Genomic DNA, 14,268 nt, shown 5'->3' with positions numbered 1-14,268 from the left:
GAGAACATGACTGATTCGCGTAACTCGCGTAAGGTCCGTACGGGTGTCGTTACCTCCGTCTCCGGTGCCAAGACCATCGTTGTCACCATCACCGAGCGCAAGCGTCACCCCAAGTACGGCAAGATGATGACCAGCTCCAAGAAGCTGCACGCTCACGACGAGGAGTGCACGGCTGGCGTGGGCGATACCGTCCGCGTTATGGAGACCCGTCCTATGTCCAAGATGAAGCGTTGGCGCCTCATCGAGGTCGTCGAGCGCGCTAAATAAGCAGTCGCTCTTACGACTTGTACGTTTCCGAAGATGTGCGTATGCCTGGCTTGCATACCACGGGCCGCATAAAGGCTGCGCACCTCTCTTCGGTTCTTAGTTCGGAGGAACATCTACCATGATTCAGATGCAAACCATGCTGAACGTCGCCGACAACTCCGGCGCTCGCAAGATTCGCTGCATCAAGGTGCTTGGCGGTTCCAAGCGTCGTTATGCAGGCATCGGCGATGTGTTCATCGGTGCTGTCCAGGAGGCTACCCCTGGTGCCAACGTCAAGAAGAAGGACGTTGTCCGTTGCGTCGTCGTTCGCACCGTTAAGGAGATCCGCCGCAAGGATGGCTCCTACATTCGCTTTGATGAGAACGCCTGCGTTGTCATCAACAACGATGGTTCGCCCGTCGGCACCCGTATCTTCGGGCCCGTCGCTCGCGAGCTTCGTGACAAGAAGTACATGAAGATCGTCTCGCTCGCTCCCGAGACCCTGTAGTTAGGGGAGATATATGTATATCAAGAAGGGCGATAAGGTCCAGGTTCTCTCTGGTAAGGATCGCGGCAAGCAGGGTGTTATCCTGCGTGCTCTCCCCGCTGAGAACAAGGTCGTTGTCGAGGGCGTTTCGGTCGTCAAGAAGGCCGTCAAGCCCAACGCTGCCAACCAGCAGGGCGGCATCGTTTCGCAGGAGGCTCCCATCGACGCCTCCAACGTCAATCTCGTTTGCCCCGAGTGCGGTAAGGTTACCCGCGTCGGTCACGAGAAGGACGGCAAGAACAAGCTGCGCGTCTGCAAGAAGTGCGGCCACAAGTTCTAAGCTGCCCGCAACATCAAGTTGCTAGCAAAGGCCCGGATGCCCCACGGCACCCGGGCCTTTTTCTATCCCCACTCGATGGATTCGGTTCTGCCGTCCCGTCATTCCGGTTGCCCCACTTTTCGGTGCCGTCTCGAATCGAGTGCCGCCAGGTGACACCCTGTCGCGTTTCGTCGGCTTCGGGGACAAAAGTCGGGACAACTCCAAAAACTATTTTCGAATTCAGGGCTTTGAGTTTTTGTTTTTGTCCCAAAGGGCGCGGCGGGATGCCTTTGGAGGCTCGATAGCGCCGAAAACGCCCGTTTTGAAACTTAAATGCCTTTTCGCGTGCAAGCCGCCAGCTGCAATAGGAAGTGAATCAACGCAGGCGGCTTTCAAGCAGTTTGCAAAACTGCAGGTCGCAGGTCTTCATTGCCAGTAGGAGAAATGAGTAGTCTCAGGTGGCTTGCCCATGAGTTGACGAACGGGATTTGAGATTACGCTGACGTCCGGAAACGCTTCGAGCACGGCGTTACGTTTTTGGGGTTTGGGCGTAGCCCCTGCACCCGCGAGCGCGGGCCTTAAGCCCGCCGAGAGGGTGACGCGTCGAAAACGAAAGGGAAAGAGAGAAGGGGCCGTCCCTATTATTCAGGTTGCGACCGAAGAAGACAAGGAGACCCCCTGAGCCTGAATGATGCCCCACAGACCGCGTCCGACCGAGCTCAAGCCGAGCTTTTCCTGACGTCCGCCTTCGCGGAGATGATGGCTGGATTGGCTATGGATTGGCAACACTTATTTGGACGATTCCGGGAGGGACGGCCCCGCCTCCCTGAACTCGACCGGCGACATGTAGCCCAGCGTCGAGTGGATCCTGAAGTTGTTGTACCAGTGCACGTAATCCAAGAGCTTGGCTCGGAGCTCGCGCGTCCCTCCTCAGTCCTTCGGAGTGGCCGACGATCTCCCCGTTGCAGAGGTCGATGAGCAGGCAGACGTAGTTCCATGACGCCCCGACGCGCACGCAGGCCAAGTCGCTGCTTATATGGGTGCACGGCGCCCTGCCGCCGAAGCCGCGCGCGACGACGTTGGGCACGTCGGCCTCGTTGACCGTCCCGGGGTGCACCTTGAACCTCTTCCTGCCGTATGCGCCGGCCAGGCCGTTCTCCCTCATGATGCGGCAGACGCGGCGCCGGCTGACGGTAACGCCCGACCTCCCGGGCGACGCCTTGATCTTGCGCGATCCGTTCCGGCCCTTGCTGGCGGCGTGCGCCGCCGCGGCCGCCGTCGCCCCCGACATTAAGGTCCTCAAGGGCCGTGTCGTCTCCGGCGACCAGTTCGTCTCGCCCGCGGGACAGAAGGAGCACATCCTCGCGACCTTCGGCGACCTGTGCTGCGAGATGGAGGGCTGCACCATCGCGCAGGCCGCCTATCTCAACGGCGTGCCCCTCGTCGTCGTGCGCGCTATCAGCGACAAGCCCTGCGCCGAGGGCCAGGTCGTCGACTACAACACCTTCGAGAAGAAGGCCGCCTGCGACTGCGCCCGCATCGCCGAGCGCATGGTTAAGCTTTAGACCCTGTGCACCGGGGCCCTTCTTTATGTTGGGACCCCGGCGCGCAGGGCCCTTTCCAAAGCGAAGTGTCGAGCCGAAGTGTTGAGCGTCGGCCCTGAATGTTCAATGGCCGTTGTTTTCTGCCCCTCAAGTGGTGAACTTCTCCTCGGGGCTGTTGATTCCCCCACGCGCCCCCTTCCGTTCTCTGTGTTCCCCTTATACTCCTTGTACAAGGAGGTAAGAAGTCATGGACAAGACCGCACAGGACAGCTTGGCAAAGAAGCCCGTCGACATGAGGGACAGGATTCTCGAGCATCTCGAGGCCCTCACCTCTGCCGTCTCGCTCGACGACCTTGCCCGTCTGTCCACCTCCGACATCGCCGAGACGCTCATCATCTCCAGGAGCCTGGCGAGCCAGTACCTCAACGACCTTGTTCGCGCCGGCCTTGTGGTTAAGGTGGCGGGCAGGCCTGTCCGTTATTTTCATCGCCGCGCGTTCCAGAAGCGTTTTCAGGTAAAGCTCTCTACAAGCGAGTACGCCTCGCTCGCCGACCTCATCCAGGCGACGGGAATCGCCGATCACCGCGACTTCGCGCGTGCCGTGGGCTTCGACCTGAGCCTCAGCTCCGTTGTCGAGCAGTGCAAGGCTGCGGTTCAGTACCCTCCGTTTGGCCTGCCCATCCTCTTGAGCGGCGGCGTGGGTGTCGGTAAGTCTTTCCTTTCTCGCCTTGTGTACGAGTACGGCAAGAACCAGGGCTTGCTGTCCCGCGACTCCTCCTATGTGCGCATCGACTGTGCCGGGGTCCCGGACGCCGCCTCGTTCAACGGGCTTCTTGACGAGTCGATCGCGAAATCGCACGGGGGTGTGGTCTTTGTCAACGGCATCGAGACACTCTCTCCCTCTGCGATGGAGCACTGCCTTGCGACGGCTCTCGGGCTCGATGCCTCCCAGGATGCGCCGCGCGCTCGCCTCGTTCTTTCGACGACGCTTTCCGCCGATGACCTGAAGGTTTCCTCGGCCTACAGCAAAATGCCCATCTGTGCCCGCGTCCCCTCACTCAAGGAGCGGACCCCCGAGGAGCGCGAGGATCTCATCTTGAGCTTCCTACGCAGCGAGGGGTGCCGAATCGGTTCTGATGTGAAGATCAGCCGCGGCGCATACCGTTGCCTCGTGAACGCGGACTTTTCCGATAACATCGCCGGCTTGCGCGCCTGCGTGACGAACTGCTGCGCCAAAGCGTTCCTCAATCGCGAGGGCGACTACGTCGTCGTTCGCCCGTATCTTCTTCCCAGTGGGCTCCTCTCCTCCGCGCAGATCGATCAACAGCCCGACGATGGCGTTCTGATCGACGCGTCTCTGGATGCCGCCGAGAGCACAGGGCCGGTCGAGCAGGCGCTCGATGCCCTGTGCTCCCTCGATGAGCGATTCTGCGCCGGGGAGCTTTCTGTCTCCGAGCTCGTCTCGCAAGCTGTCTCCGCTGCGCGCGGCGTTGAGGATCACTTGATCTTCGGCCGCGGCGTTACCTCCTCGAGGTCGCGCGCCTTCGAGCGCGTCGTGGGCGCGGTCCTTGCCGACGCAGGCTCTTCTTATGGCATCGAGCTTTCGAGGAAGGTCGCTTTTCTACTGGCCCAGGAGATTTGCCTGCAGTTGTGGCCGGGCATCGGCCTGGCTAAGCGAAAGTCTGCCTGTGCGGAGCAAATCTCCCATCTCCTCGGTGCCGTGACCTCCGAATTGCCGTTTGCCTCGAGTGTCTCCGATCAGGTCGCCGCAGACGTGGAAGGGGCGCTTGGAATCTCGCTCGATCACTTCACGAAGACGCTTCTGACGCTGTGTGTCGCATCGGAGTCTCGCGATGCGAAGGCCCTTCGGACGCTCTGCGTCATCTTGTCCCACGGCTACTCAACGGCGACGAGCATCGCCGACGCGGCGAACCGTATGCTCGGCATGCATGTGTACGAGGCGGTCGACATGCCCTACGACCAGCAGCTGAAGGACATCGTCGGTCCGCTCCAGCGCCTCGTCGACCGCCATTCCTACTGCACCGGGGTCGTGTTCCTCGTCGACATGGGCTCCTTGGAGGAGGCCTATAAGGCCCTCGAACACGTTACCGACTCCACTATCGGCGTGGTGAACAACGTCTCTACCGGTCTTGCGCTCGAGATCGGGGTTGGGCTGCTCGGCGGCAAGTCCATCGCCGAGGTTCTTGGCGACGCGACCGCCGCGTGCGTGACGCACTGCAAGGTGATCGAGCGCGTCAACCGTGAGGACGCCATCGTCTTCTGCTCCGAGTCTGGGGTCGACGCCGCGGAAAGGATACGCCAGCTCGTCTCGCAGAGCCTCCCGCGCACCATAGGCGCGCGCCTGCTCACGAGGCCCTTCAAGCAGCTCGTCGCGAACGGGTCGAACGACGCCGTTTTCTCCGAGCACCGCGTCTGCGCCGTCATCGGCACGGGAGACCCCGGGGTCGCCTCCGTTCCCTTCGTCGCCCTCGAGGACATCATGTCGACGGCGTCCGCCTCTAAGGTTGATGCCGTGTTCGGCAGGTGGCTTGACGCTTCCGAGCTCTCTTCTTTCCACGAGAAGTTGCTCTCGAACATGACGCTGCAGAACGTCATCCGCTCCATCACCATCCTCGACCCGGAGCGGCTATTCCACGAGATCGAGAGCGCCGTGCACGAGCTTCAGCGCAGGACAGGCGAGAAGATCGGCAGCAACGCCATCATTGGGCTCTACGTCCACCTCTGCTGTCTCGTCGAGCGCCTTGTTACCAGAAACCCCATTGAGACCTACGTTGGCCAGGACCGCTTCGAGGAGGAACGCGCCGATTTCATCGAGTCCTTCAGGCAGAGCTTCTCGAGTATCTCGACGCGCTATCGCGTAGAGGTTCCCGTAAGCGAGATCGCATATGTCTTCGACTACATAAGCGTGAGCGCCGCCCCGGCGCGAGAAGAGCGCCTCGGCTCCTCGGACCTCCTGCTCGACGAGTGACCTTCCCCGCGCCGCCGCGAGCTGACCGCGCGTCCTCAATAATCCGATAACCCCTTGCCCGGCGCGAATCCGGATAGCGCCGAGGCAGTACCGAACGTAAAACTTCATTTGATAGGAGCAAACATGAGTGTTGTTATGGCACGAATCGACAATCGCCTGCTTCACGGCATCATCGTGACGCAGTGGGCCCCGGTGTCGGGCGCGACCCGAGTCATGGCCATCGACGACAAGGTCGCCGGCGACGAGGTCCTGAAGTCCACCATGAGGATGGCGCGCCCCGCGGGCATGGCCGTCTCGATCATCTCCGAGCAGACCGCGCTCAAGAACTTCGCGGCGGGCAAGTACGACCGCGAGAAGGTCTTTGTCATCGCCAAGGAGCCCGAGACGATCCTTCACCTGGTCGAGTCGGGCATCGAGCTCCCGTCGCTGATCGTCGGCGGCTCTCTTGTCAAGGAGGGCGGCGTCCAGCTCACCCAGCGCGCCTATGCCTCCGCCGAGAACGTCCAGAGCTACAAGGCGCTCATCGCCCGCGGCGTCAAGGTGACGGCACAGTTCGTGCCCGCCGACAAGCCCGTCTCCGTCGCCGACCTCATCTAAGGAGGGATCATGGTCAACTTCACTATCCTGCAGGTCGTCCTTTTGACCCTGCTGGCCTTCATCAAGCACGTGGACTACTACGGCATCCCGATGATCTTCGTCAACTATGCCGTCTTCTGGGGCCTTATCACCGGTGTCGTCATGGGCGACTGGCAGACCGGCCTCGTCATCGGCGGCACCATCCAGCTCATGCAGCTCGGCGTCGCGGGCTTCGGCGGCTCGTCGATTCCCGACTACGGCACGATGGCCATCATCGCCACAGCCTACGGCGTGACCCTGGGCGCGGACACGGGCCTCGCCATCGGCCTGCCGGTCGGCATGCTCGGCATCCAGCTCGACGTCATCGTCAAGATCCTCAACGGCTTCGTCGTCGAGAAGTCCCAGAAGTTCTGCGACGAGGGCAAGTTCAAGCAGATGAACGCCATCCTGTGGGTCTGCCCCGTGCTCTTCGGCCTGTGCGCCGCCCTGCCCGTCTTTGTCTCCGTGACCCTCGGCCAGCCCGCCGTCAACTGGCTCCTCGAGGTTATGCCCCAGTGGTTCCTTTCCGGCCTCACCCTCGCCGGCAAGATGCTCCCGGCCGTCGGAATCGCGATGCTGCTGCGTTACATGCCCACCGGCAAGTACTTCCAGTACCTGCTCGCCGGCTTCTTCCTCTCGGCCTTCCTGAACGTGCCCATCATCGGCGCCGCCATCGTCGGCTTTGCCCTCGCGATCGCGTTCTACCAGCGCGCCGAGAGGGACACCGAGCTCGCCGCCCACGCTTCCGCAGACGCCTTCATCGGAGAGGATGAGTAACCATGGAAAACGAGAACATCACCGCCGTCGCCAAGGGCAAGCCCTCCGGCTACAAGGTCACCAAGAAGGACCTGCGCAACGCGAACTGGCGCTGGCTCATGAGCGTGTGCACCTTCAACTACCAGACCCAGCAGGGCGCCTCAGTCGCCTACGCCCTCTCGCCGGTCCTGAGGAAGATCTACACGAACGACGAGGACTATAAGCAAGCGCTCAACAACCACTTCCGCTACTACAACACCCAGCCTTGGCTCGCCGCCATCATCCTTGGCGCCTGCGTGGCCATGGAGGAGCGCGACGGCCTAGCGGCGGCGGACGCCGTCCAAGACCTGAAGATCGGCACCATGGGACCGCTCGCCGGCGTCGGCGACTCCCTGCTCATGACCATGATCCCGACCATCATGGGCTCCATCGCCGCCTACATGGCCATCGAGGGCAACCCCGTGGGAGCCGGCATCTGGTTCGCGCTCATCCTGGCCATCTTCTGGGTCCGCATGCACGCCCTCGAGTTCGGCTACAAGCAGGGCGTGAAGCTCGTCACCGACTTCAGCGAGAAGCTTCCCAACCTCACTGCCGCCGCCTCCGTGCTCGGCCTCACCGTGGTCGGCTGCCTCATCGCCTCGGTCATCGGCGTCACCTGCCCGATTAGCTTCAGCTTCGGCGACGTCGCGATGGAGATCCAGCCGCTGCTCGACAAGATCCTGCCTGCCATGATCCCCGCCGCCATCACGGGAAGCGCGTATTACCTTCTTACCAAGAAGAACGCGAGCATGACGGCCCTCATCCTCGTGGTGATTGTCCTCGCGATGGTCGCCTCCGCCGCCGGCATCCTCGCTTAGCTTCGACCCAAGAGATTGGTGAATCAATGAGAAAGATAGTTGTGGCGAGCCATTCCCTTCTCGCCCAGGGCTTCAAGGACACCCTCGAGTTCCTTACGGGTAAGGGCGACGCCGTCAACGCCGTGTGCGCCTACGTGAACGACAACGGCGAGGGGCTCGACGCGGCGGTCGAGGCGGCTCTTTCGGGCACTGACGAGGTCGTCGTCCTTACCGACGCGTTCGGCGGCAGCGTGAACCAGCGCTTCTCCCGCTTCGCCTCCGACCGGATCCACGTGATCGCGGGTGTCAACCTCCCGCTCGCCATGACGGTCGCGCTCGCGCGCCCCGACGAGAAGCTCGACTTCGATGCCCTCGTCAACGAGGCGCGCCAGCAGATCATCTACGTGAACGGTGTCAGTTCTGCCGAGTGCGACGACGACGAATAGAGGAGGTCGACGATGAGAGAGTTCCTTAAGGACGTGTGGATGCACGGCGGTGAGGAAAGCCGCGCCATCACCCCCGAGAACATCACGGGCGAGAAGGGCCGCGCCGCCATGTCGGCCAGCCACCTCGGCGTCGGCCGCAAGGGCTCGTGCTGCGTGCCCCTTGAGTCCGGCGAGACCATCACGCTCGCGGACATCGAGGGCCCCGGCATCATCCGCCACATCTGGATGACCGTCCCCGACAAGACCGCCGCCGGCAGCTTCGTCATGCGCGACCTCGTGCTGCGCTTCTACTGGGACGACGAGGAGACCCCCTCGGTCGAGTGCCCTGTCGGCGACTTCTTCTGTAACGGCTTCGGTGAGCGCGCCATTGTCAACTCAATGCCCATCTGCGTGAACCCGACGGGCGGCATGAACTGCTACTTCGAGATGCCCTTCAGGAAGCACGCCAAGGTCACGCTTACGAGCGAGCACCCCGGGTTCATTAAGTACATCTTCTACACGTTCAACTACGCGCTCACCGACGTGCCGGACGACGCCATGTACTTCCACGCTCGCTTTAACCGCGAGCGCAGCACCCGCAGGGGCGTCGACTACACCGTGCTCGACGGCGTGCGCGGCAAGGGCTACTACGTCGGCACCTACATGGCCCTGTGCGCCCTGGAGCGCTATTGGTGGGGCGAGGGCGAGATGAAGTTCTTCCTCGACGGCGACGAGGAGTTCCCCACGGTCACCTCGACGGGAGCCGAGGACTACTTCGGCGGTGCCTGGGCCTTTCTCGACAGGCCGCCCCACGCGCTGCCCGAGGCGCAGTGCTTCAACACGCTGTTCGCCGGCTACCCGTACCGCTCGACGCGCGACGCCACGCGCGACCGCTTCAGCGCGGGCAAGCCGAACCCGAACCCGATGCTCGCGACCAACGACGACGCGCTGCCCAGGCACGGTCTCTACAGGTGGCACCTTCCCGACCCGATCTCGTTCAAGGAGGACCTGCGCGTGACATTCCAGGACCTCGGCAACGACGACATCAAGCTCTACGAGCGCGAGGACGACATCTCCACCGTCGCCTACTGGTACCAAAGCGAGCCGCACGCCGTGCTCGCCCCGTTTGCCGCAAGGCAGGACCGCGTGCCCAGGTAGGGTCGCCTCGAAACATGCCAACGTTATGGGCGCCCGCGGTTGACCATGGCTACGGGCGCCCCTTTGCAAGGAGGATCACATGAGCGAAAAGCAAATTAGGCTCGGCGCCCTCGAGGCCGGCGGGACCAAGATGGTCTGTGCCGTGGTGTCCGGCGACGGCGAGGTCCTCGACCGTATGGAGACCCCGACGCTTGCGCCCGCCGAGACCGTCCCGCAGATGATCGAGTGGTTCGCCGCCCGCGATGTGGACGCGTTGGGCATCGGCGCCTTCGGCCCGACCTGCGTCGACCCCGCCGACGAGCGCTACGGCTCCATCCTGCAGACCCCCAAGCTCGCGTGGCGAGGCTATGGTCTTCGCGCCGCGTTCGCCGACGCCCTCGGGATTCCGGTGGCCTACGACACGGACGTGAACGTTGCCTGCCTCGGCGAAGTGGTCTTCGGCTGCTGCAAGGGGCTCGAGGACGCCGTCTACGTGACCATCGGCACCGGTGTGGGCGCGGGCGTCATGTGCGCGGGCAGGCTCCTTCACGGCATGCTGCACCCCGAGGCCGGCCACATGCTGGTAAGGACCCGTCCCACCGAGGAGGGACGCTGCGTCTGCCCGAGCCACGCGAACTGTCTCGAGGGCCTCGCCTCCGGCCCCGCCATCGCCGCGCGCTGGGGAAAGCCCGCGGCCGAGCTCGCGGACAACGATGAGGTGTGGGCGCTCGAGGGGGATTATCTGGGGCAGATGTGCGCGAACCTCGTGCTCATGTACTCGCCTCGCCGCATCGTCCTCGGCGGCGGCGTGATGCACCAGGAGCAGCTCTACGGCATCGTCCGCAAGAAGACCCTCGAATATCTGGGTGGCTACATCCAGACCGCCGAGCTTAAGGACATGGAGAGCTACATCTGCGCCCCGGGCTGCGGCGGCGACCAAGGAATCCTCGGCGCGGCCGAGCTGGCAAGAAGGGCGCTCGCGTAACTTGCGCTCTCTCCGCCATACAACGCGTTAAGAAAAGACGAGCGCTTCTTGCCAATTGAGCGGCAAGAAGCGCTCGTCTTTTGCATTTGTTTTTGGGGCAGGACGCCCCGCCTCCGCTAGAGTCCCTGGACCGCCACACCCACGAGGTTTGGACCGGTGTGGACAAGAAACGCGGGGCTGATGTCGGAGCGGACGACCTCCACCGCGTTGGCCACGCGCTCGCACAGGGCCTGCTCCATGCGGTCGTAGAGGTCGGCGTGGGCCGAGGTGCAGCTCGCGGCAAAGCGCACCTTGGGGTGCTTCTCGACGATGGCGGCGATGAGCTTGATCTCGGTGCGATGCGGTGCTTGCACAGCCATTTCGTGTGCGCGAGGCTGTTGGCTTTCTGGGCCACAGCAATCACCTTCCCCCTAGCATGATGACCTGAACAATCCTCATGCTAGGGGGAAGGTTTTTGTCGCGTAGCGGAAATTGGCCTCCACCCGCTGAGCGGGTGGCTTTCTATGCCGCGCGTGCCGTGCGGCACGGACTAAAGTCCATGAATAAAAACGAGGAAGGCCACGTCCGGCCTCCCTCGCAAAGAGTCTCTGATTGCTCCCACTCATTGGGGACAGACTTACATGAGTGATTGCACTTATTGGGGACAGACTTAAATGAGTGCTCTTGAAATGCCGGCGCCTGGGGACGTTCTTTTTCTGTCTGCAGTTTGGGACGTTCCTTTTCTGTCGGCAGTTTGGGACGGTCCTTAGAGCTGCAGCGCGCCATGAGCGACGAGGCGAAGCGGATCATCCTGTCTTTCGAGTTCTAAGCAGAATTCCCCGTCTCTGAGTAATGATTAGTGCGCATTTGTGCGTATTTGTGTGCGTAGGATTGCGTGGCTATGCGTGTATAAGCGCCGTCTGCGGCTGTATTTTGACCATTTAGCGGTTATATACGCAAAAGTACGCACATACGCGCTAATTTGTGCGAATATAGAGACGGCAGAAATGTTAGACGCTCCATGACCTAGGAGGCACATATGGCAGATTCCAAGCAGGCTCCACTCGACGCCGCGGCAGCCGCCAAAGCAGCATTCGCTTCGGTCCAGGACAAGCCGTTCCCTAACGACATCTTTACGGCTCCCGAGCTCCGCTGGGCCGTGATCGGGTGCGGCGTTATCGCCAACCAGATGGCCCAGTCCCTCGCTCTTGCCGGCCGCAAGCTCGCGGGCGTCGCCAACCGCACGCTGTCCAAGGCTCAGACTTTTGCCGAGCAGTATGGCATCGAGAAGGTCTATGACACGGTCGAAGACCTCTACGCCGATCCGGACATCGACGCTGTCTATATCACCACGCCGCACAACACGCATATCACCTATCTGCGTGCCGCGCTGGCCGCCGGCAAGCACGTGCTCTGCGAGAAGGCCATTACCCTCAACTCTGCCGAGCTCGACGAGGCCCGCGCCATCGCCGACGAGCACAACGTGGTCCTTATGGATGCCACCACGGTGCTCCACATGCCGCTGTATCAGGAGCTGCGCCGTCGCATGGATGCGGGCGACTTTGGCCACATGAACCTCGCCCAGCTCAACTTTGGCAGCTATAAGGAGTACGGCGACCTGACCAACCGCTTCTACAACCGCAGCCTTGCCGGCGGCGCCATGCTCGACATCGGCGTCTATGCCCTTTCGGTCATGCGCCTCTTTATGGCAAGCCAGCCCGCTGAGGTCGTGTCTCTGGGCAACACCTGTGAGACTGGCGTTGACGTCGCGGGCGGCATTGTCTGCCGAAACGCCGAGCAGCAGCTGGGCGTCGTGAGCCTTACGCTCCACTCGAAGCAGCCCAAGCGCTCGGTCATCAGCTTTGACAAGTGCTATATCGAGGTCAACGAGTATCCGCGTGCCGACCATGCGATCATCGTGTGGACTGCAGACGGTCACCGTGAGGAGGTCCACGCCGGCACCGAGGCCTACGCGCTGTGCTACGAGATGGCTGACCTCGAGAAGGCCGTTGCCGGCGATGATTCCAAGCGTGAGCTTCTGGATTATGCTTCTGATGTTATGGAGCTGATGACCAAGCTCCGTGCCGATTGGGGAGTCGTCTACCCCGAGGAGGAGTAAGCGATGCTCGCGGAAGATAGGCTCAATGCGATCGTCTCGATGGTGCAGCAGGCTGGTTCAGTAACGGTGCCAGAGCTTGCCGATGCCCTGGGTGTGACGGCTTCTACCATTCGACGCGACCTGCAGACGCTTGACCGAGCGCACCGCATCGCCAAGGTGCACGGTGGCGCGACAAGCCTTGAGCGCGCGCACGTGACGCGCGACTTAACGATCAGTGAGCGCAGTGATCTCCATAACGATGACAAGGAGCGCATCTGCGCCCGTGCGGCGGCGCTTGTGGAGCCCGATAGTTTCGTGTATATCGATTCGGGTTCCACGACCCTCAAGCTCATCGAGCATCTTCCGCATCTCGAAGGGGTTACCTATGTGACTGATTCCGTGCTCCATGCTCAGCATCTCGCTTTGCGCGGCATGCGTACCGTGGTGCTGGGCGGCGATCTCAAACCCGAGACCGAGGCGCTCGTTGGCCCCGATGCCTTGGCAACTCTAGAACGCTACAACTTCAACTGCGGCTTTTGGGGCTCCAACGGCATTGCCGCCGAGCAGGGTTTTACGACTCCCGATATCGAGGAAGCGCAGGTCAAGCGTATCTCGATGCGTCATACCGCCAAACGCTTCGTAATCTCGGACGCCAGTAAATTTGGCATGGTGGCGCCCGTCAAGTTCGCGGACTTCCGCGATGCAACGATTATTACCGCAGGCGAGGTGCCCGCCAAGTACCAGTCGATGGACAACGTCATCACGGTCTAGCGAGCGGGGGCAGGCTAAGGCCAATGCCATTTAGTTTTCTCAGTAGAAAAGCGGCAACGTCCATCCCGGGCGTTGCCGCTTTTGTTGTCTACCGGTTTGTCTAAATCTGTAACAACTGGACCGTTAAAAGTGGGCTAGATGTTACAGATTGAGATACTTCCGAACCGCGCCGTCCCTTTGTCTCGATCTGTAACAGCTGGGACCGATTTTGCCGAGTTATTGTTACAGATTGAGATTTTCCCCTAAGGGGGATTCGAATGTCTCGATCTGTAACTGATAGACCGGAAAATGGGTTCTAACTGTTACAGATCGAGACGTTTTGGCGCCACGGCTGAGCCATCGTGGTGGCTTTGACGTTTTCCCAGATAAAACCTGCCAAAATAAACCTGTCCCTTTTTGGCAGGTTTTAGGGCTCCCAGGGGCAGGGGGCTTCGATGTGGATGTGCTCGCCGGTTACGGGATGCGTGAAGGACACGCTGTGGGCGTGGAGCATAAGGCCGCAGGGACGCGGCGTGCCGTAGAGCTCGTCGCCTACCAGGGGATGGCGCTCGCTTGCCAGGTGCACTCGGATTTGATGTTTGCGGCCGGTGAGCAGCTCGACATCGATATACGAGCGCGTGGGCAGGCCACGACGGCTCTTAAGACGCTTGAGCACCTTCACGCGCGTTTGAGACGGCTTGCCGCTGGCGCCGACGCGCATCTTGCGGCTGTCGTGACGGTCGCGGGCGATGGGCTTGTCGATGAGCTTTTCGTTCCAGTCGATCTTGCCCTCGGCGAGCGCCAGGTAGTGCTTTTCGAAAGCGTGGTCGATGACCATCTGGTCAAAGGCGGGCTGCGTCTGCTTGTCGAGCGAGAACAGCACCACGCCGGTGGTGTCGCGGTCCAGGCGGTTGAGCGGCTGCATGTCAGTCGCGGCAAAGCCGTCGCCCATCGCCAGCAGCAGGTCGCTGGCGTAGTCGGTGAGCGTGCGCTCGCCGGTGCCGTCGCCGTGGACGATCATGCCGGCGGGCTTGTCGATGGCCATGAGCCAGGCGTCGCAGTAGAGGACTTGAGGTTCTTCGTTCACGTGTAAGCCTTTCGG

The 14,268-nt window shown here is 61.9% G+C and carries 16 protein-coding genes and 1 pseudogene; 13 read left to right on the top strand and 4 right to left on the bottom strand.

Annotation, left to right across the window (positions count from 1 at the left end; all coding sequences use genetic code 11):
• Positions 1-6 precede the first annotated feature (6 nt).
• From rpsQ to rplX, 3 genes are all read left to right on the top strand, one after another.
• Positions 7-267, top strand: coding sequence for a 30S ribosomal protein S17 (gene rpsQ / locus ACRX4W_RS00670; RefSeq protein ID WP_006235040.1), 261 nt, complete (start codon positions 7-9; stop codon positions 265-267).
• Positions 268-385: 118 nt separating this feature from the next.
• Positions 386-754 (top strand): 50S ribosomal protein L14, encoded by a 369-nt coding sequence (gene rplN / locus ACRX4W_RS00665; protein WP_006235041.1) that lies wholly within the window; start codon positions 386-388, stop codon positions 752-754.
• A gap of 13 nt (positions 755-767) precedes the next feature.
• Positions 768-1,073, top strand: coding sequence for a 50S ribosomal protein L24 (gene rplX / locus ACRX4W_RS00660; RefSeq protein WP_099432059.1), 306 nt, complete (start codon positions 768-770; stop codon positions 1,071-1,073).
• A 768-nt stretch (positions 1,074-1,841) separates the two neighbouring features.
• On the opposite strand, the gene ACRX4W_RS00655 is transcribed toward rplX, so the two are convergent.
• Both ACRX4W_RS00655 and ACRX4W_RS00650 read right to left on the bottom strand, forming a co-directional pair.
• On the bottom strand, positions 1,842-1,943 hold the full coding sequence (locus ACRX4W_RS00655) for an IS3 family transposase (protein ID WP_231501554.1): 102 nt from the start codon (positions 1,941-1,943) through the stop codon (positions 1,842-1,844).
• Positions 1,944-2,235: 292 nt separating this feature from the next.
• Positions 2,236-2,343, bottom strand: a pseudogene (locus tag ACRX4W_RS00650) (hypothetical protein); the annotation flags it as partial.
• On the opposite strand from ACRX4W_RS00650, the gene ACRX4W_RS00645 reads away from it, so the two are divergent.
• The 8 genes from ACRX4W_RS00645 (at position 2,300) to ACRX4W_RS00610 (ending at position 10,339) form a co-directional block, all read left to right on the top strand.
• Positions 2,300-2,617: a 5'-methylthioadenosine/S-adenosylhomocysteine nucleosidase gene (locus ACRX4W_RS00645; RefSeq protein WP_158567707.1), complete on the top strand. Its 318-nt coding sequence runs from the start codon at positions 2,300-2,302 to the stop codon at positions 2,615-2,617. The pseudogene ACRX4W_RS00650 and the gene ACRX4W_RS00645 overlap by 44 nt on opposite strands.
• A gap of 226 nt (positions 2,618-2,843) precedes the next feature.
• The gene (locus ACRX4W_RS00640) at positions 2,844-5,585 is read left to right on the top strand and encodes a PRD domain-containing protein (RefSeq protein WP_432298899.1); all 2,742 of its coding nucleotides are present in this window, start codon (positions 2,844-2,846) and stop codon (positions 5,583-5,585) included.
• Positions 5,586-5,708: 123 nt separating this feature from the next.
• Positions 5,709-6,182 carry a PTS sugar transporter subunit IIB gene (locus tag ACRX4W_RS00635; RefSeq protein ID WP_432298898.1) on the top strand — a complete coding sequence of 158 codons (474 nt, stop codon included), beginning with the start codon at positions 5,709-5,711 and terminating at the stop codon, positions 6,180-6,182.
• 9 nt (positions 6,183-6,191) lie between these two features.
• A complete protein-coding gene (locus tag ACRX4W_RS00630) occupies positions 6,192-6,977 on the top strand; it encodes a PTS mannose/fructose/sorbose/N-acetylgalactosamine transporter subunit IIC (protein WP_117563755.1) in 786 nt (261 codons plus the stop codon).
• A 2-nt stretch (positions 6,978-6,979) separates the two neighbouring features.
• Positions 6,980-7,813, top strand: coding sequence for a PTS system mannose/fructose/sorbose family transporter subunit IID (locus ACRX4W_RS00625; RefSeq protein ID WP_117563754.1), 834 nt, complete (start codon positions 6,980-6,982; stop codon positions 7,811-7,813).
• Positions 7,814-7,839: 26 nt separating this feature from the next.
• Positions 7,840-8,238: a PTS sugar transporter subunit IIA gene (locus ACRX4W_RS00620; protein WP_117629220.1), complete on the top strand. Its 399-nt coding sequence runs from the start codon at positions 7,840-7,842 to the stop codon at positions 8,236-8,238.
• Between the two features lie 12 nt (positions 8,239-8,250).
• Positions 8,251-9,375 carry a glycoside hydrolase family 172 protein gene (locus ACRX4W_RS00615; protein ID WP_172676343.1) on the top strand — a complete coding sequence of 375 codons (1,125 nt, stop codon included), beginning with the start codon at positions 8,251-8,253 and terminating at the stop codon, positions 9,373-9,375.
• Positions 9,376-9,454: 79 nt separating this feature from the next.
• On the top strand, positions 9,455-10,339 hold the full coding sequence (locus tag ACRX4W_RS00610; RefSeq protein ID WP_432298897.1) for an ROK family protein: 885 nt from the start codon (positions 9,455-9,457) through the stop codon (positions 10,337-10,339).
• Between the two features lie 116 nt (positions 10,340-10,455).
• Here the strand turns inward: ACRX4W_RS00610 and ACRX4W_RS00605 are convergent, their stop codons facing one another.
• The gene (locus tag ACRX4W_RS00605) at positions 10,456-10,692 is read right to left on the bottom strand and encodes a hypothetical protein (RefSeq protein ID WP_117786163.1); all 237 of its coding nucleotides are present in this window, start codon (positions 10,690-10,692) and stop codon (positions 10,456-10,458) included.
• Positions 10,693-11,357: 665 nt separating this feature from the next.
• On the opposite strand from ACRX4W_RS00605, the gene ACRX4W_RS00600 reads away from it, so the two are divergent.
• Together ACRX4W_RS00600 and ACRX4W_RS00595 are read left to right on the top strand one after the other, a co-directional pair.
• Positions 11,358-12,437 carry a Gfo/Idh/MocA family protein gene (locus tag ACRX4W_RS00600; protein ID WP_118094692.1) on the top strand — a complete coding sequence of 360 codons (1,080 nt, stop codon included), beginning with the start codon at positions 11,358-11,360 and terminating at the stop codon, positions 12,435-12,437.
• A 3-nt stretch (positions 12,438-12,440) separates the two neighbouring features.
• Complete coding sequence (locus ACRX4W_RS00595) at positions 12,441-13,187, top strand: DeoR/GlpR family DNA-binding transcription regulator (RefSeq protein WP_432298896.1); 747 nt, start codon at positions 12,441-12,443, stop codon at positions 13,185-13,187.
• Between the two features lie 406 nt (positions 13,188-13,593).
• Here ACRX4W_RS00595 and ACRX4W_RS00590 read toward each other — a convergent pair whose 3' ends face one another.
• On the bottom strand, positions 13,594-14,253 hold the full coding sequence (locus tag ACRX4W_RS00590; protein WP_226798422.1) for an RluA family pseudouridine synthase: 660 nt from the start codon (positions 14,251-14,253) through the stop codon (positions 13,594-13,596).
• Between the last annotated feature and the right edge of the window lie 15 nt (positions 14,254-14,268).

Source organism: Collinsella aerofaciens (assembly GCF_964283865.1).
Lineage (GTDB): Bacteria > Actinomycetota > Coriobacteriia > Coriobacteriales > Coriobacteriaceae > Collinsella.
This window is presented reverse-complemented; position numbering and strand designations above follow the sequence as displayed.

Excerpts from the sequence above, each read along its gene's own strand:
- ACRX4W_RS00630 (WP_117563755.1), top strand. The coding sequence starts at position 6,192 with ATGGTCAACTTCACTATCCTGCAGGTCGTCCTTTTGACCCTGCTGGCC.
- ACRX4W_RS00625 (WP_117563754.1), top strand. The coding sequence starts at position 6,980 with ATGGAAAACGAGAACATCACCGCCGTCGCCAAGGGCAAGCCCTCCGGC.
- ACRX4W_RS00620 (WP_117629220.1), top strand. The coding sequence starts at position 7,840 with ATGAGAAAGATAGTTGTGGCGAGCCATTCCCTTCTCGCCCAGGGCTTC.
- rpsQ (WP_006235040.1), top strand. The coding sequence starts at position 7 with ATGACTGATTCGCGTAACTCGCGTAAGGTCCGTACGGGTGTCGTTACC.
- rplX (WP_099432059.1), top strand. The coding sequence starts at position 768 with ATGTATATCAAGAAGGGCGATAAGGTCCAGGTTCTCTCTGGTAAGGAT.
- ACRX4W_RS00595 (WP_432298896.1), top strand. The coding sequence starts at position 12,441 with ATGCTCGCGGAAGATAGGCTCAATGCGATCGTCTCGATGGTGCAGCAG.
- ACRX4W_RS00615 (WP_172676343.1), top strand. The coding sequence starts at position 8,251 with ATGAGAGAGTTCCTTAAGGACGTGTGGATGCACGGCGGTGAGGAAAGC.
- rplN (WP_006235041.1), top strand. The coding sequence starts at position 386 with ATGATTCAGATGCAAACCATGCTGAACGTCGCCGACAACTCCGGCGCT.
- ACRX4W_RS00610 (WP_432298897.1), top strand. The coding sequence starts at position 9,455 with ATGAGCGAAAAGCAAATTAGGCTCGGCGCCCTCGAGGCCGGCGGGACC.
- ACRX4W_RS00635 (WP_432298898.1), top strand. The coding sequence starts at position 5,709 with ATGAGTGTTGTTATGGCACGAATCGACAATCGCCTGCTTCACGGCATC.
- ACRX4W_RS00600 (WP_118094692.1), top strand. The coding sequence starts at position 11,358 with ATGGCAGATTCCAAGCAGGCTCCACTCGACGCCGCGGCAGCCGCCAAA.
- ACRX4W_RS00640 (WP_432298899.1), top strand. The coding sequence starts at position 2,844 with ATGGACAAGACCGCACAGGACAGCTTGGCAAAGAAGCCCGTCGACATG.